This window comes from Nostoc sp. DSM 114167 (genome assembly GCF_052692655.1).
This window is the reverse complement of record NZ_CP195116.1, coordinates 3540510-3565705: the sequence shown is the minus strand read 5'-3', so window position 1 is coordinate 3565705 and position 25196 is coordinate 3540510. Positions and strand designations below refer to the sequence as shown.

The 25196-nt window shown below is 42.6% G+C and carries 27 protein-coding genes; 16 read left to right on the top strand and 11 right to left on the bottom strand.

What is annotated here, in order from left to right:
* The first annotated feature begins 338 nt into the window (after nucleotides 1–338).
* The 7 genes from NSTC731_RS15165 to grxD all read left to right on the top strand — a co-directional run bounded on the left by NSTC731_RS15165 (nucleotide 339) and on the right by grxD (nucleotide 5298).
* Nucleotides 339–911 carry a DUF981 family protein gene (locus NSTC731_RS15165; protein ID WP_445631514.1) on the top strand — a complete coding sequence of 191 codons (573 nt, stop codon included), beginning with the start codon at nucleotides 339–341 and terminating at the stop codon, nucleotides 909–911.
* 48 nt (nucleotides 912–959) lie between these two features.
* Nucleotides 960–1274 carry a glutaredoxin 3 gene (gene grxC / locus NSTC731_RS15160; protein WP_445631513.1) on the top strand — a complete coding sequence of 105 codons (315 nt, stop codon included), beginning with the start codon at nucleotides 960–962 and terminating at the stop codon, nucleotides 1272–1274.
* 339 nt (nucleotides 1275–1613) lie between these two features.
* Nucleotides 1614–2099, top strand: coding sequence for a tRNA adenosine(34) deaminase TadA (tadA, locus tag NSTC731_RS15155; RefSeq protein ID WP_445631512.1), 486 nt, complete (start codon nucleotides 1614–1616; stop codon nucleotides 2097–2099).
* A 112-nt stretch (nucleotides 2100–2211) separates the two neighbouring features.
* A complete protein-coding gene (locus NSTC731_RS15150; RefSeq protein WP_445631511.1) occupies nucleotides 2212–2967 on the top strand; it encodes a lysophospholipid acyltransferase family protein in 756 nt (251 codons plus the stop codon).
* An 809-nt stretch (nucleotides 2968–3776) separates the two neighbouring features.
* Nucleotides 3777–4385: a hypothetical protein gene (locus tag NSTC731_RS15145; RefSeq protein ID WP_445631510.1), complete on the top strand. Its 609-nt coding sequence runs from the start codon at nucleotides 3777–3779 to the stop codon at nucleotides 4383–4385.
* Between the two features lie 226 nt (nucleotides 4386–4611).
* Nucleotides 4612–4869: a BolA family protein gene (locus tag NSTC731_RS15140; RefSeq protein ID WP_292776142.1), complete on the top strand. Its 258-nt coding sequence runs from the start codon at nucleotides 4612–4614 to the stop codon at nucleotides 4867–4869.
* A gap of 105 nt (nucleotides 4870–4974) precedes the next feature.
* A complete protein-coding gene (gene grxD / locus NSTC731_RS15135) occupies nucleotides 4975–5298 on the top strand; it encodes a Grx4 family monothiol glutaredoxin (RefSeq protein WP_445631509.1) in 324 nt (107 codons plus the stop codon).
* A gap of 346 nt (nucleotides 5299–5644) precedes the next feature.
* On the opposite strand, the gene NSTC731_RS15130 is transcribed toward grxD, so the two are convergent.
* Nucleotides 5645–5893 carry a DUF6761 family protein gene (locus NSTC731_RS15130; protein ID WP_194042008.1) on the bottom strand — a complete coding sequence of 83 codons (249 nt, stop codon included), beginning with the start codon at nucleotides 5891–5893 and terminating at the stop codon, nucleotides 5645–5647.
* A gap of 582 nt (nucleotides 5894–6475) precedes the next feature.
* On the opposite strand from NSTC731_RS15130, the gene NSTC731_RS15125 reads away from it, so the two are divergent.
* Nucleotides 6476–7249, top strand: a complete 774-nt coding sequence (locus NSTC731_RS15125) for a response regulator transcription factor (RefSeq protein WP_445631508.1) — start codon at nucleotides 6476–6478, stop codon at nucleotides 7247–7249.
* Nucleotides 7250–7365: 116 nt separating this feature from the next.
* On the opposite strand, the gene NSTC731_RS15120 is transcribed toward NSTC731_RS15125, so the two are convergent.
* The 4 genes from NSTC731_RS15120 to NSTC731_RS15105 form a co-directional block, all read right to left on the bottom strand.
* Nucleotides 7366–8139: an ABC transporter ATP-binding protein gene (locus NSTC731_RS15120; RefSeq protein ID WP_445631507.1), complete on the bottom strand. Its 774-nt coding sequence runs from the start codon at nucleotides 8137–8139 to the stop codon at nucleotides 7366–7368.
* 27 nt (nucleotides 8140–8166) lie between these two features.
* A complete protein-coding gene (locus NSTC731_RS15115; protein ID WP_445631506.1) occupies nucleotides 8167–8733 on the bottom strand; it encodes a hypothetical protein in 567 nt (188 codons plus the stop codon).
* A 68-nt stretch (nucleotides 8734–8801) separates the two neighbouring features.
* Complete coding sequence (locus tag NSTC731_RS15110) at nucleotides 8802–9263, bottom strand: DUF4079 domain-containing protein (RefSeq protein WP_445631505.1); 462 nt, start codon at nucleotides 9261–9263, stop codon at nucleotides 8802–8804.
* A gap of 132 nt (nucleotides 9264–9395) precedes the next feature.
* Nucleotides 9396–9791, bottom strand: a complete 396-nt coding sequence (locus tag NSTC731_RS15105; protein WP_445631504.1) for a DUF1830 domain-containing protein — start codon at nucleotides 9789–9791, stop codon at nucleotides 9396–9398.
* Between the two features lie 589 nt (nucleotides 9792–10380).
* Here NSTC731_RS15105 and NSTC731_RS15100 point away from each other — a divergent pair.
* From NSTC731_RS15100 to NSTC731_RS15085, 4 genes are all read left to right on the top strand, one after another.
* Complete coding sequence (locus tag NSTC731_RS15100) at nucleotides 10381–11973, top strand: photosystem II high light acclimation radical SAM protein (protein WP_445631503.1); 1593 nt, start codon at nucleotides 10381–10383, stop codon at nucleotides 11971–11973.
* 87 nt (nucleotides 11974–12060) lie between these two features.
* Nucleotides 12061–13458 carry a DICT sensory domain-containing protein gene (locus NSTC731_RS15095; RefSeq protein WP_445631502.1) on the top strand — a complete coding sequence of 466 codons (1398 nt, stop codon included), beginning with the start codon at nucleotides 12061–12063 and terminating at the stop codon, nucleotides 13456–13458.
* Entirely contained in the window at nucleotides 13455–14093 is a 639-nt protein-coding gene (locus NSTC731_RS15090) for a pentapeptide repeat-containing protein (RefSeq protein ID WP_445631501.1), read from the top strand. The genes NSTC731_RS15095 and NSTC731_RS15090 overlap by 4 nt, the downstream gene beginning before the upstream one ends.
* 57 nt (nucleotides 14094–14150) lie before the next feature.
* Nucleotides 14151–14393: a hypothetical protein gene (locus NSTC731_RS15085; protein WP_445631500.1), complete on the top strand. Its 243-nt coding sequence runs from the start codon at nucleotides 14151–14153 to the stop codon at nucleotides 14391–14393.
* Nucleotides 14394–14541: 148 nt separating this feature from the next.
* Here the strand turns inward: NSTC731_RS15085 and NSTC731_RS15080 are convergent, their stop codons facing one another.
* From NSTC731_RS15080 to clpS, 4 genes are read right to left on the bottom strand one after another with little or no spacing between them, the layout of a single operon-like run.
* Nucleotides 14542–15102, bottom strand: coding sequence for a type IV pilin-like G/H family protein (locus NSTC731_RS15080; RefSeq protein WP_445631499.1), 561 nt, complete (start codon nucleotides 15100–15102; stop codon nucleotides 14542–14544).
* 31 nt (nucleotides 15103–15133) lie between these two features.
* The gene (locus NSTC731_RS15075) at nucleotides 15134–15679 is read right to left on the bottom strand and encodes a hypothetical protein (protein ID WP_445631498.1); all 546 of its coding nucleotides are present in this window, start codon (nucleotides 15677–15679) and stop codon (nucleotides 15134–15136) included.
* On the bottom strand, nucleotides 15676–16509 hold the full coding sequence (locus NSTC731_RS15070; RefSeq protein ID WP_445631497.1) for a lysostaphin resistance A-like protein: 834 nt from the start codon (nucleotides 16507–16509) through the stop codon (nucleotides 15676–15678). Before NSTC731_RS15070 ends, NSTC731_RS15075 begins: the two co-directional genes overlap by 4 nt.
* Nucleotides 16510–16554: 45 nt before the next feature.
* Nucleotides 16555–16836: an ATP-dependent Clp protease adapter ClpS gene (gene clpS / locus NSTC731_RS15065; protein WP_069070124.1), complete on the bottom strand. Its 282-nt coding sequence runs from the start codon at nucleotides 16834–16836 to the stop codon at nucleotides 16555–16557.
* Nucleotides 16837–17130: 294 nt separating this feature from the next.
* On the opposite strand from clpS, the gene NSTC731_RS15060 reads away from it, so the two are divergent.
* Nucleotides 17131–17496: a hypothetical protein gene (locus NSTC731_RS15060; RefSeq protein WP_322683624.1), complete on the top strand. Its 366-nt coding sequence runs from the start codon at nucleotides 17131–17133 to the stop codon at nucleotides 17494–17496.
* Between the two features lie 256 nt (nucleotides 17497–17752).
* Here NSTC731_RS15060 and NSTC731_RS15055 read toward each other — a convergent pair whose 3' ends face one another.
* Together NSTC731_RS15055 and NSTC731_RS15050 are read right to left on the bottom strand one after the other, a co-directional pair.
* On the bottom strand, nucleotides 17753–17887 hold the full coding sequence (locus NSTC731_RS15055) for a hypothetical protein (protein WP_445631496.1): 135 nt from the start codon (nucleotides 17885–17887) through the stop codon (nucleotides 17753–17755).
* Between the two features lie 344 nt (nucleotides 17888–18231).
* Nucleotides 18232–18432, bottom strand: coding sequence for a hypothetical protein (locus tag NSTC731_RS15050; RefSeq protein ID WP_292724859.1), 201 nt, complete (start codon nucleotides 18430–18432; stop codon nucleotides 18232–18234).
* Nucleotides 18433–18903: 471 nt separating this feature from the next.
* Here NSTC731_RS15050 and NSTC731_RS15045 point away from each other — a divergent pair, with 471 nt between their 5' ends.
* The 3 genes from NSTC731_RS15045 to NSTC731_RS15035 all read left to right on the top strand — a co-directional run bounded on the left by NSTC731_RS15045 (nucleotide 18904) and on the right by NSTC731_RS15035 (nucleotide 25189).
* Entirely contained in the window at nucleotides 18904–19233 is a 330-nt protein-coding gene (locus tag NSTC731_RS15045; protein WP_289795322.1) for an STAS domain-containing protein, read from the top strand.
* Nucleotides 19234–19384: 151 nt separating this feature from the next.
* Nucleotides 19385–22111 carry a TIGR03960 family B12-binding radical SAM protein gene (locus NSTC731_RS15040; RefSeq protein ID WP_445631495.1) on the top strand — a complete coding sequence of 909 codons (2727 nt, stop codon included), beginning with the start codon at nucleotides 19385–19387 and terminating at the stop codon, nucleotides 22109–22111.
* A gap of 933 nt (nucleotides 22112–23044) precedes the next feature.
* Nucleotides 23045–25189: an Rne/Rng family ribonuclease gene (locus NSTC731_RS15035; protein WP_445631494.1), complete on the top strand. Its 2145-nt coding sequence runs from the start codon at nucleotides 23045–23047 to the stop codon at nucleotides 25187–25189.
* The last annotated feature ends 7 nt before the right edge of the window (nucleotides 25190–25196 follow it).

Sequence of the window (25196 nt, the reverse complement as noted above, 5' to 3'; positions counted from 1 at the left end):
TGCTTGAATTTCCGCTGCTTTATCTGGCCATTTCAGTTTTCAAGTCTACCAAAGGGCGGATACACGTGGAAGAAAGTTAAGTTTTACTGCTAACTCGTTAGAAAAGTGCCAGTTAACACATCCTCATTTTTCACCCCTAACTACTCCAGTATAAAGCGTGTTCAAAAGCAACTAAGTTAAGAACTAGCACAAATAGGTAGCAGTGTATATCTAAAACATTGCTTTTATTCAGTGTTTATCTTTAGGTATAAAATAATAAAGAAAAAAAGCTGGTGAATTCACTAAAAACTAAAAAACGAGACGCAAAGTAAAAAGCTTGTCAAATTCAGAGGTTAATCGTGTTTATCGACTACATCACACTGATGTTAATCAACATGGTAGCTGGGCTATTTCTACTGGCTGACTATGTGTATCGTGGTATAGATAGTTCTAATCAGAGACAGTGGATTCCCGGTTTCGGAATTACGGGTGCGATCGCACTCACAACTGGTTTACACATGAGCTTCACCTGGCCAATAATGGGTAGCTTCAATATTGCCTTCGGTGAAACAAGTATCCTATTTGGAATCTTGTTTGTGGCGGCTGCGATTTCTCTTGCTCAAAGTTGGGATTTGTTGACAATCGCAATTTACGGCTTCTTTGCTGGTGTAGTTGCGATCGTAGTGGGTATTCGCATCATCAACTTGAATTTGACTAAGCAACCGCTTTTATCGGGAATCGGCTTTATTTTAACTGGCTTAGGTGGTATTTTTGCAGCGCCAACCCTCTATTGGAAACCCAACCGAACCTGGCGGTTAATTGGCGTAGCAGTGCTGATAGTAGCCGCTTTAATTTGGGCATTGACTGGATATTTGGCTTACTGGAGTCATTTAGAGGGTTTCCAAAAGTGGGTTCCAGCGCCGATGCGGTAAGCAATGTTCTAGGCTAGAGACATAGTTAAAACATTGCTTAAGATCAATATGCTGGACTTTCTTAATCCCCTCTTAAATCGCCATCCAGAGCGATTCAAAGCCAACGTCGAACTTTATACCTGGCAAACTTGCCCCTACTGCATTCGTGCCAAAATGCTGCTGTGGTGGAAAGGTGTAAATTTCACTGAATATAAAATCGACGGTGACGAAGCAGCCAGAGCTAAAATGGCAGAACGCGCTAACGGAAGACGTACCGTACCACAAATTTTTATCAATAACCAGCACATTGGCGGTTGCGATGACCTCTATCAGCTAGACACACAAAGTCAACTCGATCCCCTTTTAGCCCAAGTCGCTATTTAGAAATCAATACGGTTCAGTTAAGGAAAATTGTAGGTTGGGTTAAGCAAAGCGCAACCCAACAAAGTCCCGAAAATGTTGGGTTAGCCTTTGGGATCTTGCTACCTTCCTCAACCCAACCTACGCAGTTTAAGATTTTTGGCGCTAACCCAAGCGTATTGATTTAGAAATCAAATTAGCCCCCAATGGCTGGCTTGGTAACGCTAAATTTAAGAATTTTGATTTATAGTTTAGCCCCAGACTTCTAGCTGCGGGCTATATGCTTTTTATTTCTTGTTAGATAGGAGAGATACTCATCCTAGAAAATGTGTGGAATTTTGAAATTTTTATATTGATAAGAATATGCTAACTAAATACACAGAATATCTTATACATCAACAATGGATGAGTTATGCCTTAGAATTAGCAAAAACAGCAGGAGATGCAGGTGAAGTCCCTGTAGGTGCTGTTATCATTGATTCAACAGGCAAATTGCTAGCACAAGGAGAAAACAGAAAAGAGCGTGACAAAGATCCTACCGCTCATGCGGAAATTCTCGCTATCAAGACAGCGGCAACAACTTTACAAAATTGGCATCTTAATGAATGCACACTCTATGTAACTCTCGAACCTTGCCCGATGTGTGCAGGTGCGATCGTCCAATCACGGCTAGGAATACTGGTATATGGAGTAGACGATACAAAAACTGGCGCCATTCGTACAGTTATTAACATCCCTGATAGTGCTGCTTCTAATCACCGTCTCCAAGTAATCGGAGGCATTCTAGAGTCAGCTTGTCGTCAGCAATTACAGACTTGGTTTGCTGCTAGGCGGCGTAAGGTAAACTAACGGACAGAGGTAAAACTGTCCATCTAGTACCAGACAAGTCACGCAAGAGAATCTACGGTGTAACTAATCAGACTTTTCGTTAAATTTTACCCGTCAATCAGCTGCATCCGTCATGATGGAATTTTACTCTTCATCCGATACCTGCCAGCACACACCAGCAAATCATCAGGTAGCTGGTACTACCTCAAGGGTTTCTCCTTGGTTAAGTCCTCTGGCATATTTATTAGGGCGTCACTGCCTATTACCATTATTCTTTGGACAAATTAGAATAACCGGACAAAAAAATATCCCCACAACTGGGCCTGTGATTCTCGCGCCTACCCATCGGGCGCGTTGGGATGCCTTGCTTGTACCCTACGCTACCGCTTGTCTGAGAAAGCAAGACTTGCGATTTATGGTAACAGTTGACGAATGCCAAGGTTTGCAAGGCTGGTTTGTCCAACGTTTGGGTGGGTTTCCTGTAAATTCTAAGCATCCATCAATCCGCACGCTACGACATGGAGTAGAGCTACTTCAGCAGCACAAAACCCTGGTAATCTTTCCAGAAGGCAACATTTTTCGTGATGGCCAAGTTCATCAGTTGAAACCGGGAATTGCTCGTCTTGCTTTGAGTGCTGAATCTAGTCATTCCGGGCTGGGAGTGAAAATTATACCCATAGGAATTAACTACAGCCAACCTTATCCCAATTGGGGTACAGATGTGAGTATTGACATTGGCTCCCCAATTAGAGTCGCGGATTACATGAATGGCTGTATAAAACAAGATGCAAAAAGCATCACAACTGATTTAGCAAAGGCACTGCAACAATTGAGCCATCAAGAAACAAAAGTTACTAATCACGCATTTGCAGAAATTACTAATTCTTGATTTAGTAAAACCTCATAATTATTGACCGTGCATAATTAAGAAACTGCAAAATCCAATATTTGACACTAATTACTAACTGCTATATTCATCCTGAGTAAGTCACAAAACATCAGTAGTATTTTGCAACCTTTGAGGATGTATATATATAGATTACGCTCTATTAATAATATATTCAGCCAAATTGGCATTTTTTTGAGCCAATAGCTAATTAATTGTCTGCAAACTACTGAATTGCTTGATGATAAATATTTTCACATTCGGTCAGACAGTTAAATAAAAGTTAGGAAGCGCCGACTGAAGACATGGCTAATCTGAAATAATTTGGTGCGATGCCTACGGCGGTCACTGAGCGCAGCAGAAGTGCGGGCTACGCCTACGCAAAAACTTCAAGCAGTGCTTTGAGAAAATTCTCCTGCCAAATATCCCAGTTAACCAGAGATAATAGACCTCTTGGCATTTGTGCTTTTTGCACTCTTGGGGGAAAAGGTTTTGGTTAAAGGGGAAGGGGACTTTTGCAGAACCTTTTCCCCTTCCCCCTTCCCCCTTTTCCCGACTTATGCAAGAAGTCTAATTATTGGGGAGGAAAGCTGGTAGTTAAGCAGATGGTGACGCACTCCCCCGTAGGTATCGCCGATCGCAGCGATATAAGTTTGTTGGTATACAGGGGTAATGGGAACTCTATTAAACTGATTTTTAGTCTAAATCAGAGATACTTAGGATGTAACTTTGCTTTGTCCAAGACCAAAACAGAGTTAAGATACCCGAAGTTTCCATAACTCTTTTGTATAGTTGTCGCACTAATTGATCCCATGAACACTGCTGTCGCTGTTACCTTGATGCACCGTACTGTTTTATCAGTTATAGCAGTCCTCAGCCTGCTATCACCTGTGAATGCTCAGGTATTACAGTCACCAGGCACTACCAGCCAACCACAACCCATTGACCCCAACGATCCTAATAACCTCCGCCCTATAACCGAAAATAACAGCCTTTTGAGCATTGCAGGTGGCGATCGCTTAGTAAAAGATGCAGAACAAGCTGTTTCTGCTCAAAACTACACCTTAGCTGCTAAGAAACTGCAAGAAGCACGTCAAGTTTATAATCAGCTATCTAATTTTTATCAAGAGTTAAATTCTAGCTTTTCGGGAATTGACAACAGAGTTTCTGATTCTCAGCGTCAAAAAGCTCTATTAACAGCCCAAAAGCGAGATGAAGCCACTTTTCAGCTAGCATTGGTACATCGGGCACAAAATCAGCCAGAATTAGCTGTACCATTGTTGATTCAAATAATTAAGAGTCAAAACCCGACGCGGGATTTAGGCAAGAAAGCCTATAAACAGTTATTTGAGTTGGGTTTTGTTGATTCTCCCTATCCCAGAGAAGGTGGCAGTTCATCTTCCTCATCCCCAAAAAAATAAATTAAATTTTTGTTACCTGTTTTTCCCTACCCACATTTCCTTAACCAGTCGCTTGGGAACGCCCCAGTGCTAGGATAGAGCTATCCGCCGCAGCCAAAACCTGAGCGTTCTCAAAAATACACCTTAGAGGCGCGTGTATCTACAGCCTTGCCAAAGCCTGAAGTTGGCACAGGCATTTGCTCTATATCTGTTAATAATAGAAAAGTAAGTTTTTTCAGGAATTGCGATGATTAGTCCGCAACAGGTTGAGGAAATGATCAAGGCGGAACTGCCAGACGCACAGGTTCAGGTGCAAGACTTGACTGGTGGCGGCGACCACTATCAAGTAACAGTAGTTTCATCGCACTTTGCAGGTAAAGGACTAGTGCAACAGCACCAGTTAGTTTATGGTGCGTTGGGTCAAGCGATGTCAACTGAAGCGATTCATGCCTTGGCGGTGAAAACATACACTCCCGAAGCTTGGCAAGCAACAGCAAGTTCCTAAAGTTAGGAGTTGGAAGTTAGAAGTTAAGAGTTATGAATTATGAATTTTTAACTCCTCACTCTTCACTCCTCACTCTATTAATGCAACATAGGAAACATAATTACCATGACACCAGAACTCAAAGACAAAATTGATAGCTTGGTACAAGAAAACAAGATTTTAGTTTTTATGAAGGGAAACAAGTTAATGCCCCAATGTGGTTTCTCCAACAATGTTGTGCAGATTCTCAATACCTTGGGAGTTCCCTTTGAGACGGTTGACGTTCTCTCAGACCCGGAAATTCGTCAAGGTATTAAAGAATACTCTAGCTGGCCGACAATTCCCCAAGTATATATTAATGGTGAATTCCTTGGCGGTTCTGATATCTTGATTGAACTGTACCAAAAAGGTGAATTGCAAGAAAAGGTAGAAGTAGCATTAGCTTCTTAAGCTCTCTTTAGCCAAACTAAAGGGTATGTTGCTGAATTTGCACTTCGCAATCGAGTTAATGTGCCGTTTTTAATATCCTTGAAAGGAGAGATACTATTTATTTCCCCTTTCAAGGGTTTTTTAATCGGTTTATGACAAAAATACTCTTTGTTGGACTTGATTTTATTGCTAAACAACAATCCCCTCAGTCTAATTGGCAAAACCAATATAGGGCTGAGGGGATGCGTTTAATCAATACAATATCTCCAAAATTTCACACCACGACAACCCGTTGACGAATACAGATAATATGCTATAATCATCTGCGGTAATTAACGGTTACTATCAACGACCAGGCAAATGGTACTTAGTAGTAATCGGGTTGTGGCTGTGGTTGCGGTACTGCAAAGTTCGATCCATCGTACAAGAAGCGGCTGGCCTCCTCTTCTAGGCGATGAATCAGATAAGGTTCAATGACATTGCTATGTCGCAGTGCGGCTAGATATCCATCCAAATACATCCGCATATCATCCGTGCGATAACCGCGATTCCATAGCTCGATGAAGGCATCGGTAAGTCTTTGGTAATAGCGGATGGTTTGTGTGTCTTGGAGCATAACTGCTGTATTAATCTCTTTGGAATGAGAATTGTAAATGATTCACGCTAAAAAGTGAAGTGTAATTTCACTTTGGCATCAACTCAAGGTCAACACATCTACTTTGGGTATTACCCTCATAGCAGCTACAAGCTACTTTAATCCTATTCCAGAAAACATCGATTCTAGTTAACTGCTAAGTTATTTTTTTGATTTTCACAATCAACAGCCCAATTGTATTGATGTTATATTCCTGGATGAAGCACTAAATTTTTGCGATAAAATTGACTTTCATCATCAAGTTGAAAAGCTGTTGTAGCAGGGTTAGCTAGTTGGGTTCTAGATATTTGTCATATAACACCCATCTAAAAGCAAAATGTTAAGCTAAAAGAACTTTTTATAAGTCTAACAACACTTTCGAGAAATTTAATAAAAATTTAATAATATTTCTAATCGCCTATCAGCAAGGCATAGATTAAAGATATTGCCACTCATTTTATTAGGAAATGTAAAGTTAATTGCAATTGAAGTAACAAAGGCTACAAAACCTTAGAGATGGGCTTGTTACTTTGAAAGTCATCGACGCTAAGGGGTCTTGCCGCCGTGGGTTCGGTTTGTATAGAAATCATTGAGGGGAATCCCCATTTGAGATCGTTGTTGGGTTGGCACTTGCAACAACTGGAATACCGCGTGCATCAAGCTGCCAGTATTTATCAAGCAAGGGAAGTATTTTTGAGCCATCAACCAACACTGGTAGTTTTAGATGCAGACCTGCCTGATGGTGATGGCATTGAGTTTTGTCGTTGGTTGCATCGTCAGCAGCAACCTCTAATTTTAATGCTATCTGCCCGTAATAGTGAAGCTGATATAGTTGCAGGTTTAAAGGCGGGTGCAGATGACTACCTGAGCAAACCTTTTGGAATGCAAGAGTTTTTGGCACGGGTAGAGGCACTGATTCGGCGGAAGCGCACACCTATTGCACCAGCTTATTTGGATTATGGCACTTTGCAAATCGATTTAGTTCAGCGTCGTGTCCGCTTTCAAGGGGAGTTTATTGACTTAACGCCCCAAGAATTCAGTTTACTGTATGTTTTAGCACAAGCTGGAGGAGTACCTCTAAGTAGATCGGAATTGCTGCGTCGTGCTTGGCCTGACGCTATCGATAACCCTCGTACCATTGATACTCACGTTTTATCCCTGCGGAAAAAGGTTGAACTCGATCCCCGCCAACCTAATTTGATTCAAACTATCCGCAATGTTGGATACCGTTTTAACATGGAAATTTTGAATACGAATATTTCACTGTCACAAACAACAAAGTTAGCTAGAGAGAGATTTAATAATCAACGTTCAACACTTACTAGTAGTCAAGTGTGAATGGGGCATCCCTTCGGCTTACCTCGGCTTCGCTCGGCACAAGTCGCTCAGGGCAAGTGGGCATTGGGGTGAGGGGGAGTAAGAAAACGATTCCTGATTCCTGTCTCATCCAAAATTTAAAATCCAAAATCGTCTTGAGCTGCTGCTTGAATCAGGCTTTTTCGTAATTCAATCCAGTCTATCTCCGAGGCTCTTTGATTTGCGAGTAAATGACCTTGTTGTAGGTGTAATAACCGAGTGCAAAACATCTGGGCTAACTCCAGTTGGTGATTTACCATCACAATCGTTGTTTGATGAGTTTGACTCAACTGGATTAAGACTTGCATTAGATGAGAAGCCGTACCAGGATCGAGGGCAGAGGTTGGCTCATCTAATAGTAATATTTTAGGCTGGATGACTAAGGCACGAGCGATCGCTACTAGTTCTCGTTGTCCCGCAGAAAGTTGCACCTCTGTTCGCCCTAACCATTCATGGGGAATGTGCAGTTGGTCTGTCCAGTGATTGACTCGTTCCTGAATTGTCTGTTTGGGTAAACCACGCAAAACTAAAGGATAAGCCAAGGCTTGCCCAACTGTCATCCCCAACAGCTTTGACTCTTGCAATACAAGTACAAGCATCTGCCGTAGCTGGATGACGGGAATTTGGCGATATTCTTGATTTTCAAGATAGAGTTTACCACTCGTGGGTTCAATTAGGCGATTGATGAGGCGTAATAACGAAGTTTTCCCAGCGCCTACTGGCCCTACAATGGCAATGCGATCGCTCTGAAATACCTCCAAGTCAATATCTCGTAATATGGGATACCCTTGCTGATTGCCGGGAAGTTGCGTTTTCAGCTTTGTAAACAGATTAACTTGCTCTAGCCTGAGTGTGGCTTTTGCTGTATTCAACGGGACTGAGGATTGCAGAGAAATAACCTAAGTTAATTGTGTACTAGTTAAAGCTGTAGCGATCGCCCAGCCATCGACTAATAGTAGCAGCAGTGTGAATACTAGTAAAATCAGGTACATCCAAGGCTGCGCTAAAGGGCGAACATCTGTGGTGTCAATACTCGTCTTTGCTTGGACAATTTGCACCAAACGGGCAAATCCAGCTACACGCATCGGTAGTAAATAAGCTTTTCCATCCTGGCTGAGGAAGTAATAAACTAGCCCTCCTTGGCCAGTGCTGCGGGGTTTTAACTCTTTGACTTGTGACCAAGGTAAAGACCAGCCTTTACGAAAAAAGCGAGGCACCCAGGCGGGGTAAGTAACCTGAATTCCTTGGTCATCTACCATTACTTGTTCAGTTAATACCGCGTACAAGGCAACAAAACCGATGCCAATCCCTATCCACAATAATTCTGGAGGTACAGGTGCAGCTGTTACCTGCGATAAAAAGGGTAATGGGACTGTGAGTGCTATGTATAGACTCAGCAACGTTATCCGAATCAAAGGAGACAGACGAAAAATAGAAGCTGAGATATTGGCTGAGTTTGCTGTCACGGCTCAATTACAATACTTTTCTTCATTGTAGGGTAGGTCTATGTCCCTGGTAGTTGATGTATGGCAGTTCACGGTAAATACTTCTGCACTACAATCCAACCAGTAAGGGATACCCAGGCAAATCCTATAAATAAAATAATATTTACGCCGATGTGTAAGGGTCTAGCCCAAGGTCGTCTGACACTAATTTGGGTGGCACTGAAAGCAGATAGTAAAACTAATGCTACGACTATTAACCCAGCAACCAAGTGTGACGAGTGTCCTAGTGAACCAAAATGCCCCCAAGTGCCAACGATGCCGATCGCTAGCAGTAGTAGCACTAAACTTACCATGCTGATGCCCATTGTATAGTGAAGCGATCGCACCCCTTTATTACCGCCCATAAATGGCGTAATAAAAGGAAATTGTTGCGAAGTTCTCGCCCGAAACATCCAAACGCCGGTGATTGCTAACATTAGATATGCCAGCAGGGACAACCCCATCGACCAGGCGGCTATTTTCCACAACCAAAGAAATGAAGGCAGATTCATAAGAATGATTGTAGATGAGATGAGGGAGACAATGAGAATAACCAATGCCCCATACCCAATAAATAATAAACAAAAAGTAAACAAAAAGGGCTGCTAAATTAGCAACCCTTAAATTTAGATAAAATTGTTTTTTTAATCAACCGAGGCTAAACCAAGGATTTGCAAGGGTTTTGTAGTATCTCCAATTTTTGTATTAATTTGCTGCACCATTAGTTTGGTATTAAAAGGGTCTTTTTCATCTGATGAGTCTGTATCAAACTCATTAGTACTGGGTTCTTCGAGCATCAGGCGATCGCACGGAATCTTATCGGATAAAATTGCACTTGCCATCATCCCTGTATGAATCTCCACTTGACCTTTTGGTGGAGCTTCAAAAACTAAACGTTGTCCAGGGAAAACAACCCTTTCAAAATACCAGTTGGGAATATTGGAGATGCGAGCTACCTGTATTTTGCTCGTGGCATTAATGTAGCAGCAGAGAATTTTTCCTGATTGCTCAGGTGGTAGAGGATCTAATATTTGAGCCATAACTGCTGAGGAGCTTTACGCCACAATTTTACATTACACTAGCCAAGCCTAACACCCACTGATCCCCAGTTGTTGTAACTGCGAATACCAACTGAGTCTTTGTAGATTATTTCTGTCTAAAGATATATTTTCAGTTATGAAAATTTTGTAATTATTCACACCTTTTTCGGAATTATACACTATAAAGAAAAGTTTTTGAGATTTTTTGCTGGTATAAAAGTTTCTATTCTCTGAAAGCAGATTGTTAGGGAATTGACATAATAACGATCCCCTAGCTTTTAGCATAGCGAGGAAGTGAGTTTTGCTCTTTCATCTATCCCAGGATTAATCGGCAGGGATCATCGCTTAATGAATAAACTCAATGTTATGGTAAAGCTATATGAAAAAATGTCTTCAGAAAGCTCTCTATAGATTCCATGTATGTTTTATGCACAGCAATTTTAGCGTTTTTGGCAGTTGTTAACGGCAGGTTAGCGTGTATCAATAATCGGCTGAAATGTCAAGCATGATTGCGATCGATAAAACCAAATAAAACAAGCACACACTTTAAAAGTGAATGTTTTTCTCGCTTTCTCCACAGATTGGCAAGATGGAAGTTAAAACACAGATGATGGAAAATCGAATTCTTTACGTTCGCCTTCCTTGTAACCCCATCTTTCCTATTGGGGTTGTCTACCTAAGCGATCATGTCCACAAGCAGTTTCCTAATATTGAACAGCGCATCTTTGATTTGGGAACAGTGCCACCTTTAGATTACAGTTCGGCTCTGGATCGCTGTATTGATGAATTTAAACCGACACTGCTAGTATTTTCTTGGCGGGATATTCAAATTTATGCCCCAGTTGGCGGACGTGGTGGCAACCCGTTGCAAAACGCCTTTGAATTTTACTATGCCAAGAATCCTCTATTGAAACTACGCGGCGGATTGGGCGGTTTGCGAATCTTCATCGCTTATTATGTAGAGTTGTGGCGAAACCAGAGCTTAATCAAACGCGGTTTAAAGCGTGCCCAAAAATATAATTCTGATGCTCGCGTAGTTGTCGGTGGTGGTGCAGTCAGCGTATTTTACGAGCAATTGGGTAAAAGTTTACCCCAAGGAACAATTATTTCTGTGGGTGAAGGCGAAACCCTGCTGGAAAAACTTTTAAGTGGCAGAGATTTTCGAGATGAACGCTGTTACGTTGCCGGAGAAACTCAACCACGTCAACGGCTAATTCACGAACAACCCACCCCAATAGAAAAAACAGCTTGTAACTACGACTATATCGAAAGCATCTGGCCGGAATTTAACTTTTACCTGCAAGAGCAAGACTTTTATATAGGTGTACAAACTAAACGTGGTTGTCCCCACAACTGTTGTTATTGCGTCTACACCGTCGTCGAAGGCAAACAAGTACGCATCAACCCAGCAGATGAAGTAGTTGCTGAGATGCGCCAATTATACGATCGCGGCATTCGCAATTTCTGGTTTACCGATGCTCAATTCATCCCCGCGAAAAAATTTATCGCCGATGCTGTAGAATTGTTGCAAAAAATCGTCGATTCTGGTATGACAGATATCCACTGGGCAGCATATATCAGAGCCGACAATTTGACACCGGAATTGTGTGAGTTGATGGCGAAAACCGGAATGAACTACTTTGAAATCGGGATTACCAGTGGTTCTCAAGAACTTGTGCGGAAAATGCGGATGGGTTACAACCTGCGAACCGTCTTGCAAAACTGCCGTGACTTAAAAGCCGCTGGTTTCAACGACTTAGTTTCCGTCAACTACTCCTTTAATGTGATTGACGAACGTCCCGAAACCATCCGCCAAACCATTGCTTACCACCGCGAACTAGAACGGATTTTTGGTGCTGATAAAGTCGAACCTGCTATCTTCTTTATTGGACTACAACCCCATACCCATTTGGAAGAATATGCTTTCAAAGAAGGCATCCTCAAGCCAGGGTACGATCCAATGAGTTTGATGCCGTGGACAGCCAAAAAACTTCTCTGGAATCCCGAACCCCTTGGTTCATTCTTCGGCGAAGTCTGCTTGCAAGCTTGGCAACAAAACCCCAACGACTTCGGACGCGAAGTCATGAACATCTTAGAAGAAAAGCTGGGTTGTGCTGACTTAGAAGCAGCACTGACAGCACCATTAGAGACGAAAGAAAAACAGTTAGCAGGTGTATCCTAGAAAACACTAAAATATGAAGAAATTCAGAATTTTGAATTTCTCCCTCTTTCTTACTCAGTGCCTCTGCGGTTATTTTTACCAAATCCCATGTTAGAAGGTTCAATACTACAAAAGCTAGAAACAGCCCATCGCCATACCACCAGGCCAATTCGATTCGGTGTTTACTATAAAAATACCTTAGTTGCTCTGTGCCACGCTCTAGAAGATCATATCTTAGCCGATGACGGTACACCCTTAGTCATCACAGCCTTTCAACAGGGGAAATGGTATCTACAAGAAGCTGAACGATATGCAGACATCGCCCAGTACAGTCGCCATATTGCCATCATGGCTGCCTCTGAATCTGGCTTTGCTGAACATTCTACCAGCCAGCTCCCCAATGTAGACTTAGTGGGATTAGATTCAGGCGATCCAGTAGCGCAGGAGTGGCACTTAATTATTTTATCGCCAAAATACACAGCAATGGTAATTTGTCAAGAATTATCAGAGGCTGACTATGGCAGCGCTGGAGTACCGACATCGGACTTAGAGCGTAAATTCTATGGCTTGTGGACATTTGAGCCGGAGTTAGTACAAGAGACAGCAGAAATAGCGATCGCTCACATCAAAAAATACAACCCAGAACTGGCAGAAAAACTCACAGCCGACAAACAACAAATTGTCCCGTCAATGGCGAGATCGGAAAATTTAGGTGCAGTTGTCTCACGTGTAGTAGATTACCTCCAGACTGGGCAAGATAATTTATCCATCCCAACAGCGTCTCACCAACAAACCCTAGATCGCAACTTGGTTTCCAACGAAATCCAAGCCTTTTTGCGAATGGCGCAACTAATGGATATGGCAGATGTCAACAATCCAATGGCAGCTGCGGAAGTGGTAGGACTTGCTGAAGCGATCGCCCAGCTTTTGGATCTTCCCGCATGGCAGATTAAAAGATTGCGCTTGGCGGCTTTGTTGCATCGCATAGATCCGTTACAGAAAGCAGAAAGCGTTCTCACTGACGGTATATCCACACGCTACCAAGAAGATGCCCCTAGTTGTCCTTTAACTTGTCCCTTAGTACCAGGGGCGCAAGTATTGCGAACCATGCCACGATTACGAGCAGTTGCCCAAATTATTACTCACCAAAGCGAGTGGTGGAATGGCACAGGGGAACCAGCAGGTTTATCTGGAGATGAAATTCCCCTAGAGTCGAGGATTTTGGCATTATTGGCAGACTTTCAGTGGCGAGTCAATGAGCGAAAATCGTCAAATCAAAGCCGGGAACAGATATTTACTCAAGCTTTAGATGAGTGCAGACAGCAACAATCTACCCGCTTTGACCCTAAACTTGTAGATACCCTAACTTTATTGGTGATGGGTTTACAACAGGGACTCGACTTACCCATCATGACACCCAAAGTCAGCGCCGGCATTTGGATACTTGATTCTCAATGGGACAGCCACAGCAAGATAAGTGAGCAGATTGGTAGTTACTTTACATGAACATTGAAGCCATTAAATTAGGAAAACTCAAACAACTTCCAGGGGCAAATTTAGAAGACGAGGAACTCTCTCGACTGGATTTAAGCCGGATTAATCTTGCTGGTGCTACCCTTGTTGGCACTAATTTTGCTGCTTCCAAACTCGAAGGAGGGCATTTGGAGGGGGCAAATTTAATGGGGGCGAACCTCCAACAAACTGACTTGCGGGCGAATTTAATGGGAGCAAACTTGATGCAAGCAGATTTAACCGGTGCTGACTTGCGGGGTAGCAATTTGCGTGGCGCTAACTTGATGGGAGCCAGACTTAGTGATGTGTCATTGGTGGGTGCTTTCTTGAGTGGTGCTAATTTGATGAATGTGAACTTGCAAGGCGTTGATTTGCGCGGTGCTGACTTGCGCGGTGCAAACCTGACAGCGGCAAATCTCAAAGGTGCAGATTTGAGTCGCGCCGATTTGCAAGGGACGTTGTTGAGTGAAGCAAATCTTGAAGAGGCTGATTTGCGGGGGGCGAATTTGGCAGGGGCGAATTTGACGGGGGCGAATTTACTCTGTGCAGAGTTAGAAGGTGCAAATTTGAGCGGCGTTAATTTGAATAAGGCGTGTGTAGTGGGTACTGTGGTTGAGACATCGGCGTAAATATTGCATTCAAAAACTACCTATGCCGATTAGTTGTATTGTTGAGGACTACCCAGAATGACAACCGTCGCCTCCCAAGTTTCAATCACCACCATGATTTCCATGTTGACTGCGATCGCAAATCGCCAATGGGAACAGTTCAAAGAACTGGAGGCAGATTTTGTATCCCAGTATGGTGTAGAGGTATGGCAAGAGGTTTTTAATTTCCGTCTCAAGCCAGCACTGGATAAAGATTCTGACAGATGGTTATTGATTCAGTGGTGTGGTGAAGGAATTATCTTAGTCAAAAATGTGGCGTAGGTGCAATCGCCCAATGTGAATTATGGCGATCGTTTTATTCCCATCCGAAGGTTATTGCTTCCCCGTTTTGCAGTATTCTTAGGTATTGTTAAAATTTTTGTTCGCAAATAATTCTAATATTCTTTGCACTTGCTGCTGTTTAATAGTGTTAGATTGCGTCATCGTTTTTCTTATTAAATAATTCAGTTTCTAAATATACTTTTTCGGCTTTTGGAGGGCAATCTACTAAACCATTTGTATAGTATGGTCGATAATTTAAGGGTGCATATCCTGGCCCAGTACTTTTACATACGATATTTACCACTTTTATTTCTTTAGCATCAATAACAGGAATTACAAAAACACCACCGACATAAGAACTCAAATCTATGCCCCAATTGCCATCACATGCTTCCTGTCTTGCATAAATATAAATACCGTTTACAGTTGATGTACCATTAATTTCAGGAATAGTTTTAGTGTAGTAACCATAACATTTTTCAGTTTTGAAAAAAGATGAATTTGATTTTAATGGTTTATCAAGTGGTTTCAGGAAAGTTTTATGGGTTGAAAAGTAGTTTTTTTGAGTCTGAATCATAGATATAATATTATCTTCTGCAATTTTTTCATATTGTGGTTCCTCACCTGGTGAATATATCTCAGCACATCCAGCGACAAGCAAGTTAATTAAAATAATATTATAAAATAACATTAATATTTTGATTTTCATATATGACGCGATCGCTCAGTCCTTGCTCGCGTTAATATACTTTCGTTGTCTTATTGGGGCATTTTACTACACCGTTTATGTATTCTGGTCGAGAGGGTGGGGCAAAACTTTCAACGCTTTTACAAACAATACTTAGCGTTTTCAGTTGTTTATCTCCAGTAATGGGAACGGCAAAGACTGCTCCAACATAGGACTTAAGCTCAAAGCCCCACTTTCCATTACAATAGTCTTGAACGGCATAGCTATAAACAGCATCAATAGTTGTCTTAGAGAGAACGTCAGCATTTATCTCAGTATAGTAACCATAACAAATTTGTGTTCCGAAAATTGGTGGAAAGTAACCAGAATTAGTTCCTCGTTCATCAGGAGGTTTAAAAAAGGTTTTGTGTTTGGAGAAGTAGCTCTGTTGCTCCTGAATCTTATATACAAGATGCTTTTCTGCTTCTTTCTCAAGTCTTGATATCTTTTCATCCATTGCCTTATTTTCGTCTTTATTCTCACAGCCAGCCAAAAGGAAGCTTAGTGAAATAATTAGTACTAAAAAATAAGCTGATACGATTAATATTTTTATTTTCATATATGATGCGATCGCTCAGTTCGCCCCCGTATCCCCAAAGCTAGTACACTCATTAACAACACCCCCATCACTCCTTGTAGGGGATTATTATTCACACCAGTTACCCAATCAGGAACTTCACCAGAATATTTCACTAATTTACCTACATTAATAATGTAGTAACCCCAAACTAAACCACCATGTAAACCAATTGGAAAACCCAAGCGTCCCCTCCGCCAACGCTTTCCCCATACTTGCGTTAATCCCAGAAGTACTAAAGCTGGAAATTGCGGCAGTGTATGAATAATTGCCTCCAAAGGTTTAATAAAGTGCAATGTAGCAAACACAGTTGCATCTGTCCACAGTGCCACACGCAGACTGTAATCTCGTTGTAATTCATCTAGCAACCAGCCTCGGAATAACAACTCCTCAGCAAATCCAACACCTAAGCCAACAAGTAAACCTTCTAAAACAACTTTCAGCAAAAAAACTTTCGGTTGTTGCCACACCAACCAACCCAATAAACTTTCTAACCCAAAAAGTATCAAAATATTAATTATCCCCAGAGCCAAGCCACGCATTAAATCCACACCGTTTTGCCGCGTGAATTCTAAGCCATAATGCCGCAGAATTTGGGGCTGCTGGTAGACATATTTACCCCATAGTCTCAGGAGGAAAATAAAGATTGCATATAACAATACCAATGTCAATATACTTTCTAGGTTTGAATCATGCACTAGTAAGTATATTGGTGTAGCCAATGGCAACCATAGCAACAGTAAAGTCAAAATAAAACAGCCCAGCCTGATAGGGGCAGGGCGTTCAGCTAAACAGACAAGGTTTTCTTTCATACCAATGATAAGTCACCAGCCAATACTCTATACTTCGACTAATGACTATTCATCAGGTTCAATCGTGCTACTTAAACCATGACTTTTCAATGTTTCGCAATAAAACTCAGCGTGTTCCAAGGCGCAAGTAATGACTAAAGCTAGCCCGTTAGTATGGGCTTCCATCATGATGCTCACAGCTTGGGGTTGGGTAAGGCTAGGTACAGTGGCTATTAGCGACTGTACAACATGCTCCATAGAGTTGTAGTCGTCGTTATGGAGCAAAACGCGATACCGAGGCGCGAGCTTGCGGGTTGTGGAAGGCTTTTGAATAGTTTCAACTGACACGGCTCTTTGCTCTTTTCTCGTTACTTCACTACAACAAAGTCTCTGTTTTGCGATCGCTCAACAGTTGTTTACCTATTCTATAGTATTTCTGCTCAGATACTATGCTAGGAAAACCCTTTGCTGGCAGGGATTGGTTGATTAATTTTGCGTAGCCACCTGATAAGGCACACGTCTAAGACATGGCTGCCGTAAGAGTGCTACCCTAATCTTACAGAAGCTTTTCTTAAACGTAGCGCATTTTCACTTTTAAAATTAAAGAAGTTGCAAGCAAAACAATCCTTGCCCCTGCCCAAGATGGACATGAGCCTAGATTTTCTTCAAACGGGACAAATTGTGTCTCTAGAGTATGGCGACAGGAACCTGTATGCAGAAGTCATTCAATTTGTAGTTTCCCGCCAGTTGTGCTGGGTGCGTCCTTTATTAATGGTTACTTTTATAGAAGAATCACCCCTAATTACCGATTTGCGAGACGCATCTGACTTACTTTGGCCTGCCAATTTATTTCGCCCAGCACTAGATACAGAAGTAATTACCTTCTTGAGCCAACTTTTAGCCAAAGAACCAAAAACTGAACCTGATTCAGCCGCAAAGCAGCAACTCAATCAGTTTATTCACCAACTTTGGCAAGCATATCAAGAGGGATTGGTGATTGGAGATTAGGATGGGGCATGGGGGAGGCAGTGCGGTCTTCTCCCTTGGCGCTAGCCTCTCACGAATGGGAGAAGGGGAGACGCTTTAGCGCATAGCGCCGGCGGCAAGCGAGGTACGAGCGTCTGGGGTTTCCTCAAGTGGAGCAACTGCCGTCATTGGGAATAGGCAACATAGAGACTTCTTGAATAATTCCCCCTTGTCTTCCCAGTCCCCAGTCCCTAATTCCCAGCATTTTTCATGTGTTGAAGACTATGAAATTCGATTGCTAAATTCTTCGCACCAGAAATTTTTTCGTCCCTTCGTAAGGTCGATAATTGTGGTTAGGAGCGTTGTCAATCGCTTCATGCATCACCTGAAGGATATGACTAGAAGTCAGTTTATCTGGCTCGCCAGTAGCCATATTGATGATATCAACTCCCTTAGCAACGAGTTCATTCCGCTTGTGGACAAATTCAGCAAACAGATTGGGAGGAATTTTTTTAAGCGTTTAGCGAACTGTATGGCGATTTTCGATAGAATGCACAATGTAGAGGTTTTTGAGTACAGCTGACGCCACCTTAACTATTTAAATAATCGACCTCATAGAAAAATACTAGCTAATCATACCGCCCTTTTATCCCCCTGCTAGATTTAATTACGAATTACGTTAGGGAGTCCTCGTATCCTTACAGAGAAGCAAGCTACACAGAACTTCTGTCTGCAACACGCTATTCGCGTTCTTAGAAAGCGTGATTATGAATTATTTTAAAATCCCAGGCTAGGAACCAACTGGATTCGTCCAGCATCCATCTCTGCCATTAATAATTCTAAGGCTTCGTAATCAACATCAGAAATGTACCCTAATTCCGTCAGTTCTGAGTTGATTTCATTCTCTATCTCAGGAGTTAGTTTTTTAATGTCAAGAGCTTTTTCTACCAATTTACGAATAGCGTACTGAGTTTTCATAAGTAATAACCCAACTGTAATATGACACTAATAATCCCAGATTGGCCTCAGTATAAAGAGCGATCCAAATACTAACTTAGTAGTGATATATATCACAATTTAATTAGTTAGAGAGATAATTCACTATGACTTTGCTGTATGCCATCAGCAACGCTAAAGTGTAAGATTTAACCTACTGTTAAGACTTGGCTAAATTAGCTTTAGTTATAGACTAAGCAAGCTTTCTCAGCATAGTTACTGATAAATTGTCTGCTTTATGGCCGTCTATAGTTGATTGTTTTTGAAGTGACATAAAAAAAAAGTATATATAAACACATTTTAACCTGGAATTATAACAATCTTTAAACAGACATCCTAAAGCAATAAAGATTCAGCAAAGAGAGCTAAGACGTATGGTCGATGCAACAAAATAGAGTTTATGTTCAAATAATCCTTAGCTTGACGCTTCAAAATTCTTAATAGGATGTAACTATGCAGGCAGTGCTTAACTATCCCAAGATTGCAGTTATTCGCCCCCAAGGGTGTTTAAATGCTGCAAACGCCTTGGAATTTGAACGAGATATGGCTACAGCGTTGGCGCAAAATGGTATTTCCACCTTGGTAGTAGACCTCGCAGCAGTAGAATCCTTAGACAGCGCGGGGTTGATGGCATTGTTATCTACACACAAGCTGGCTCTTACTTTAGGAAGAAGTTGTCAACTTAGCGCTGTTGCCCCACAAATTAGAATGATTTTTGAACTGACGCAACTCGATAGGGTATTTGAAATATTAGACGCTGAAGCCAAATTGACCCAAATATAACTTTATGTAAAAGACAAAGGTTCGAGCAATAATTAAGTGGACTTTATGTAAAGGAGTTGTAAGTTGCAACGATAAAATCTGTTAGAAGACCTAATTCAATGCTAATGTTGGGTTTAGGTAGCTGTAATTAAGGTAGCTAGAAGATAGCACAGTGGTTGTTGCAGTTGAAAAATTAATAACGTCGGATATTTTAAAACCAGCACGTTACTTAGGTAACGAGCTGTTAGCGGTACACAAAGATTGGGATACGACACCAATACGTTGGGTTTTAACCTACCCAGAAGTATATGAAGTCGGTGCATCTAATTTAGGGCACATCATCCTTTATAACATCTTGAATGCCCAACCGCGTCAATTGTGCGATCGCGCCTACCTCCCAGGAAAAGACCTGGCAGCCAAACTACGCGAAACTAATACGCCATTGTTTGCGGTAGAGTCAAAGCGATCGCTGACAGAATTCGACATTTTAGGCTTTAGCCTCAGTTACGAGCTGGGTGCAACTAATATCCTCGAAATGTTGGATTTGGCTGGAATTCCCTTGACATGGCAAGAAAGGCAGGGAAGCAGAGGAGCAGAGGGGCAGGGAGTCAGGGAATCTATCGATACCCAGTCATACTTTCCGTTGATTTTTGCTGGTGGGCAAACAGCGACATCAAATCCTGAGCCTTATGCTGACTTCTTCGACTTTATCGCCCTTGGAGATGGAGAAGAACTGCTGCCAGAAATTGGTTTGGTGTTAGAAGAAGGCAAACAAGCAGGATTAAGTCGGGAACAGCTGTTACTGGATTTGGCACAGATACCAGGTGTATATGTGCCTCAGTTTTACGATATGGCAGAGGATGGCTCAGTTCACCCTCTTCGTCCAGATGTGCCGAAGCGAATTCTGCGACGGGTTGCAACTCCCATACCAGCATATTCCATTGGGTTAGTTCCTTATGTAGAAACGGTGCATGACCGTTTGACCATTGAGATTCGGCGTGGTTGCACTCGTGGCTGTCGCTTCTGTCAACCAGGAATGCTGACTCGACCAGCACGGGATGTAGAACCCGATAAGGTTGTAGAAGCAATTGAACAGGGTATGCGGGCAACTGGTTACAATGAGTTTTCCCTCCTATCTTTGAGTTGTTCTGATTATTTGTCCCTACCAGCAGTGGGGATGGAAATCAAAAATCGCTTAAAAAATGAAAATATTTCTCTGACTCTACCAAGCCAACGGGTAGACAGATTTGATGAAAATATTGCCAATATCCTGGGAGGTACGCGCCAAGGTGGACTGACTTTTGCTCCAGAAGCTGGTACTCAGCGGATGCGAGACATTGTGAATAAGGGGTTGACGAATGAAGAATTGTTGCGGGGAGTAAAAACCGCTTGGGAGCAAGGCTGGGATAAAATCAAGTTGTATTTTATGATTGGCTTGCCAGGTGAAACCGATGCTGACGTTGTGGGCATTGCGGAAACGGTAAGCTGGCTACAGCGAGAATGTCGGGGTAAGGGCAGAAAACCCCTGAACTTTAACCTGACAATTTCTAACTTTACGCCCAAGCCCCATACACCATTCCAGTGGCACTCAGTTTCTACCGCTGAATTTAAGCGAAAACAAAACCTGTTGCGGCAAGAATTCCGCCGAATCAAGGCAGTGAAGGTAAATTTTACCGATGTCCGCATTTCGGCAATGGAAGATTTTGTGGGACGAGGCGATCGCAACTTGAGTAAAGTAGTCCGCCTGGCGTGGGAATTGGGTGCAGGTATGGATTCCTGGTATGAAAATTTAGATCGAGCTTTTAGCGCTTGGGGATCTGCGATCGCCCAAGCTGATTTAGATTGGAAATACCGCCAAGTAGAAAATGGCGAATGGAATTTGTTTCACGCAGAGGCGCCCAGGAGCACAGAAGATGAAGAAAATACCCAACTCCTAACTCCTAACTCCTCACTCTCTAGTACAGACGCCATTAATCGCGTCTCTTCCCACTCCCTCGATATTCCCCTACCTTGGGATCATATTGATACCGGGATTGACAAAAAGTGGCTCCAAGAAGACTTGCAACGCGCTCTAGAAGCTGCAATTGTACCAGACTGCTCTTTTGAAGGTTGTTCTCATTGTGGCGTCTGTGGCACTGATTTTGGGCACAACGTGGTGATTAAATCACCTGTTATCCCAAAATTTGCTGGCGAATTTGTCCCCAACACAACTAAGGCGCAAAGACTGCGAGTTTGGTTTGGGAAACAAGGTAATATGGCTTTAATAAGCCATCTTGATTTAATCCGTCTGTTTGACCGAATTGTGCGGCGATCCGGCTTACCAATTGCTTTTACTGGTGGGTTTCACCCAATGCCACGCATTTCTCTAGCAACTGCTTTGGCTCTAGGGGCTACTAGCAGCGGTGAAATTGCAGATTTTGAGTTAACTGTGCCAGTGGAAGTTGATACTTTCTTCAGAAAGTTGGCTCATGAAATGCCCACAGACATACCTATATATAATGTGGAGCAGATAGATTTAAAAGCTAGTGCCGCTACCCAACTGCTAGAGTCCGCAGAGTATTTAATTACTGTAACAGCACTAGCAGAAACAACACCCATACAATGGCAAACCTGGATTGATACAATCAAAGCAAAAGAGGAACTTTGGTACGAGCAAACAACTAAATCAGGCAAGAGCCAGTTAATAAATCTGCGCGATCGCTTATTTGAACTGGAATTAGTAGAAACCCACAATAGCATTGCAGAATCTATGTCATCTGTAATCCGTTATTTAGGTAGCTATCGCCAGGACGGTTTGCTGTTGCGTCCCGAACAAATCCTGTTTATGCTAGAGACAGTGGCTGGTGTAGAATTTCAACTCCTGCACATCCACCGCAATCGGCTAATTTTAGGGGTATAATCCCTGTAGGGCAACTTGCTAGTAGTTGTCCTAAAATGGCAGCTCACAGGAATTGATTTTTAGCAAGGTTGCGTTAGAATAGGGTGAAGAGAAATTTTCTGGCGCTGCATTGAATTAGCTGGTTCACTACCCTGGTATTCAGGGGGCGAAAGTAAAGATATTAGAGTGCAACTTCTAGGATTTTATCCTAGACAAACAAAAAGCAGATAAAAGAATGCACATCTATATAGCTACCTTGTGAATCAGTAACTAACAGCAGGCTCGGTTAGCTTCTCTAAATTCATGCTTTTTAAACAACTGCTGAATGTCTAATCCACGTAGTGCCCAAGAGCTAGTGCATTACTTTTTTAGAGTTAAAGCAACTGCTGTCGGTTCTGCTTACTTGTAGACGTTCGCGAGACGCGCAAAGCGGTGCTTGTCTTAGTTTAGAACGGCTCAAGGCAGGGTAGCAACTGTGGTGCTGAGTATAACCCTAAGATAAATCCAGGGAATGGAAAATAGAAATAGTTTCTTTTTCTTAACGAATTCAATAGGTTACTCTCAAAGAAAACATCCTGAGTTACAATGCTCACTCAGGATTTAGAACTTCAACTCAGAACTCTCAAGATTTGAGAGTATTGCATCACAAATCAACCACGAACGGTTGATTTAATAGCTTAAACGATATGCAGCAGTTCTGGAATAATCAGCCGTAAAAACGCTCTTAAGAGCGCCAATAGCTATTTAACTTAGAAGCTCAGATTTGCGATTTTTATTATCAGTAGCGCCTTTTGAGGGTTGCGAGGACAGCGAAAGTATAATATCAAACCGAGAAAACACTGGGAATTCAAACTGATGCAAAGACGCAATTAGTTTTGAATTATTAAGTAATTAACCGGACTTGATACAACAAACCTCAAACCTATAAGTGCTGCCAATTTTTGAGGAAATTGAATGCCGAAACAAATTATCATCGCGGAGCAGCACCAAATTGCTGCGGTTTTTTCTGAAGATCAAATACAGGAACTCGTTGTTGCTACGGGTCATCATCAAATAGGTGATATCTACTTAGGAGTAGTAGAAAACGTATTACCTGGGATAGATGCGGCTTTTGTGAATATTGGCGACCCAGAGCGCAACGGTTTTATTCATGTTACCGACTTGGGACCATTGAAGCTCAAGCGTACTGCAGCGGCAATTACAGAACTACTTGCACCACAACAGAAAGTTTTGGTGCAAGTAATGAAAGAGCCAACAGGGACAAAAGGTCCCAGGCTCACGGGGAATATTACTTTACCCGGACGCTACGTAGTACTGATGCCATACGGCAGGGGCGTAAATTTATCCCGACGGATTAAAAGTGAAAGTGAGCGCAACCGCTTGCGAGCGCTGGCGATTTTGGTCAAGCCGGCGGGAATGGGTTTGCTTGTGCGTACAGAAGCAGAAGGTAAACCCGAAGAAGCGATTATGGAAGATTTGGAGTTGCTGCAAAAGCAATGGGAGGCTATCCAGCAAGAAGCCCATTCTACCCGTGCGCCAGCACTGCTCAACCGAGACGATGACTTTATCCAGCGCGTATTGCGGGATATGTACGGCGCGGATGTCAATCGGATTGTGGTAGATTCCAGTACTGGTTTGAAGCGCGTCAAACAGTACTTGCAGAATTGGAGTGGCGGTCAAACACCGCAGGGATTGTTGATTGACCATCATCGCGATCGCTCCCCAATTTTAGAGTACTTCCGCATCACTGCTGCGATTAGAGAAGCCCTGAAACCAAGGGTAGACCTACCTTCTGGCGGTTACATTATCATCGAGCCGACGGAGGCATTAACCGTAATCGATGTTAACTCAGGTTCGTTTACGCGATCGGCAACAGCTAGAGAAACAGTTTTGTGGACAAACTGTGAAGCAGCAACAGAAATCGCTCGCCAGTTGCGTCTGCGAAATATCGCTGGGGTGATCGTCGTTGATTTTATCGATATGGAATCGCGACGCGACCAACTACAAGTTCTCGAACACTTTAATAAAGCACTCAAAGCAGACAAAGCTCGTCCCCAGATTGCCCAACTTACCGAACTGGGTTTAGTAGAACTGACCCGCAAACGTCAGGGCCAAAATATTTATGAATTGTTTGGTGAAACTTGCCCCACCTGTGGCGGTTTAGGACATACCGTGCGTCTGCCTGGAGAACTCGAAAACCGATTACCGATACCTACAGAGACACCAGAGCGCGAGCGTTTTGTATCCTTGCCTCACCGAGAACCACGTCAGCCATCTGCGCGTATCCCGGAACCACGAGAAACCTATGATGGATTTGGGGAAGGATTTGACGGCGACTCGGAATTGAGCAACCTAAATCTGATCAATCATCCTAGTTATCAAGAACTTAATGATAAGCGCCGTACCCGAACTCGCCGCAGTCGAATTGGTGTCAATGGGTTAAACGGGAAAGATGAAGCTCGGATTGTTCCCAGTCCCTTAACTTTTGTTAACGAGCCAGATTTAGACCTGGATATAGAACCAGAACTAGGAGTTGCGCCAGAAATTCCCTCACCCACCCTTGGTAAACCAGGCTGGAGTGAAAGAGTAGAGCGCACTAAAATTATCAAGGCAGAACCAGTTAAACCAGTGGTCGAACCACCGGAGATTAGAACTGTAGAAATGAGCCTCCAAGAACAGGATATATTTGCCTTGATGGGAATATCTCCCTTAGTGAAGTTAGAGCAAGAGGTTAAAAATACCAAGTCTGTGATTATTAATGTGATTCAGCCCGGTCAAAAACCAACGACCCCAATTGAATCAACCTCAGAATCAACTATTGTCCAAAAAGCAACACCTGAAATAATCACTATTGCCCAAAAAGCAACACCTGAAATAACTGCAAGCAAAATACCGACACCAAAAGTTATTGAGCCAGAACAAAAATCTTTGATCGAAGAGACAACTGAAGCACCATCGGAGTTAACTGTGAATCCTTCGGGACGCTTGTCTGCAAAAGCTGCTGCGGCCAAAGAGATTGCAGATGAAAGTGAAGCTAATAGTAGCGCCACAGCCAGCCGTCGCCGCCGCCGTCGTTCTTCAGCGATCGAGGATAATTAATTTAATT

Excerpts from the sequence above, each read along its gene's own strand:
- grxC (WP_445631513.1), top strand. The coding sequence starts at position 960 with ATGCTGGACTTTCTTAATCCCCTCTTAAATCGCCATCCAGAGCGATTC.
- tadA (WP_445631512.1), top strand. The coding sequence starts at position 1,614 with ATGCTAACTAAATACACAGAATATCTTATACATCAACAATGGATGAGT.
- NSTC731_RS15150 (WP_445631511.1), top strand. The coding sequence starts at position 2,212 with ATGATGGAATTTTACTCTTCATCCGATACCTGCCAGCACACACCAGCA.
- NSTC731_RS15145 (WP_445631510.1), top strand. The coding sequence starts at position 3,777 with ATGAACACTGCTGTCGCTGTTACCTTGATGCACCGTACTGTTTTATCA.
- NSTC731_RS15140 (WP_292776142.1), top strand. The coding sequence starts at position 4,612 with ATGATTAGTCCGCAACAGGTTGAGGAAATGATCAAGGCGGAACTGCCA.
- grxD (WP_445631509.1), top strand. The coding sequence starts at position 4,975 with ATGACACCAGAACTCAAAGACAAAATTGATAGCTTGGTACAAGAAAAC.
- NSTC731_RS15130 (WP_194042008.1), bottom strand. The coding sequence starts at position 5,893 with ATGCTCCAAGACACACAAACCATCCGCTATTACCAAAGACTTACCGAT.
- NSTC731_RS15110 (WP_445631505.1), bottom strand. The coding sequence starts at position 9,263 with ATGAATCTGCCTTCATTTCTTTGGTTGTGGAAAATAGCCGCCTGGTCG.
- NSTC731_RS15105 (WP_445631504.1), bottom strand. The coding sequence starts at position 9,791 with ATGGCTCAAATATTAGATCCTCTACCACCTGAGCAATCAGGAAAAATT.
- NSTC731_RS15100 (WP_445631503.1), top strand. The coding sequence starts at position 10,381 with ATGGAAGTTAAAACACAGATGATGGAAAATCGAATTCTTTACGTTCGC.
- NSTC731_RS15095 (WP_445631502.1), top strand. The coding sequence starts at position 12,061 with ATGTTAGAAGGTTCAATACTACAAAAGCTAGAAACAGCCCATCGCCAT.
- NSTC731_RS15090 (WP_445631501.1), top strand. The coding sequence starts at position 13,455 with ATGAACATTGAAGCCATTAAATTAGGAAAACTCAAACAACTTCCAGGG.
- NSTC731_RS15085 (WP_445631500.1), top strand. The coding sequence starts at position 14,151 with ATGACAACCGTCGCCTCCCAAGTTTCAATCACCACCATGATTTCCATG.
- NSTC731_RS15080 (WP_445631499.1), bottom strand. The coding sequence starts at position 15,102 with ATGAAAATCAAAATATTAATGTTATTTTATAATATTATTTTAATTAAC.
- NSTC731_RS15075 (WP_445631498.1), bottom strand. The coding sequence starts at position 15,679 with ATGAAAATAAAAATATTAATCGTATCAGCTTATTTTTTAGTACTAATT.
- NSTC731_RS15070 (WP_445631497.1), bottom strand. The coding sequence starts at position 16,509 with ATGAAAGAAAACCTTGTCTGTTTAGCTGAACGCCCTGCCCCTATCAGG.
- NSTC731_RS15060 (WP_322683624.1), top strand. The coding sequence starts at position 17,131 with ATGGACATGAGCCTAGATTTTCTTCAAACGGGACAAATTGTGTCTCTA.
- NSTC731_RS15055 (WP_445631496.1), bottom strand. The coding sequence starts at position 17,887 with ATGGCTACTGGCGAGCCAGATAAACTGACTTCTAGTCATATCCTTCAG.
- NSTC731_RS15050 (WP_292724859.1), bottom strand. The coding sequence starts at position 18,432 with ATGAAAACTCAGTACGCTATTCGTAAATTGGTAGAAAAAGCTCTTGAC.
- NSTC731_RS15045 (WP_289795322.1), top strand. The coding sequence starts at position 18,904 with ATGCAGGCAGTGCTTAACTATCCCAAGATTGCAGTTATTCGCCCCCAA.
- NSTC731_RS15035 (WP_445631494.1), top strand. The coding sequence starts at position 23,045 with ATGCCGAAACAAATTATCATCGCGGAGCAGCACCAAATTGCTGCGGTT.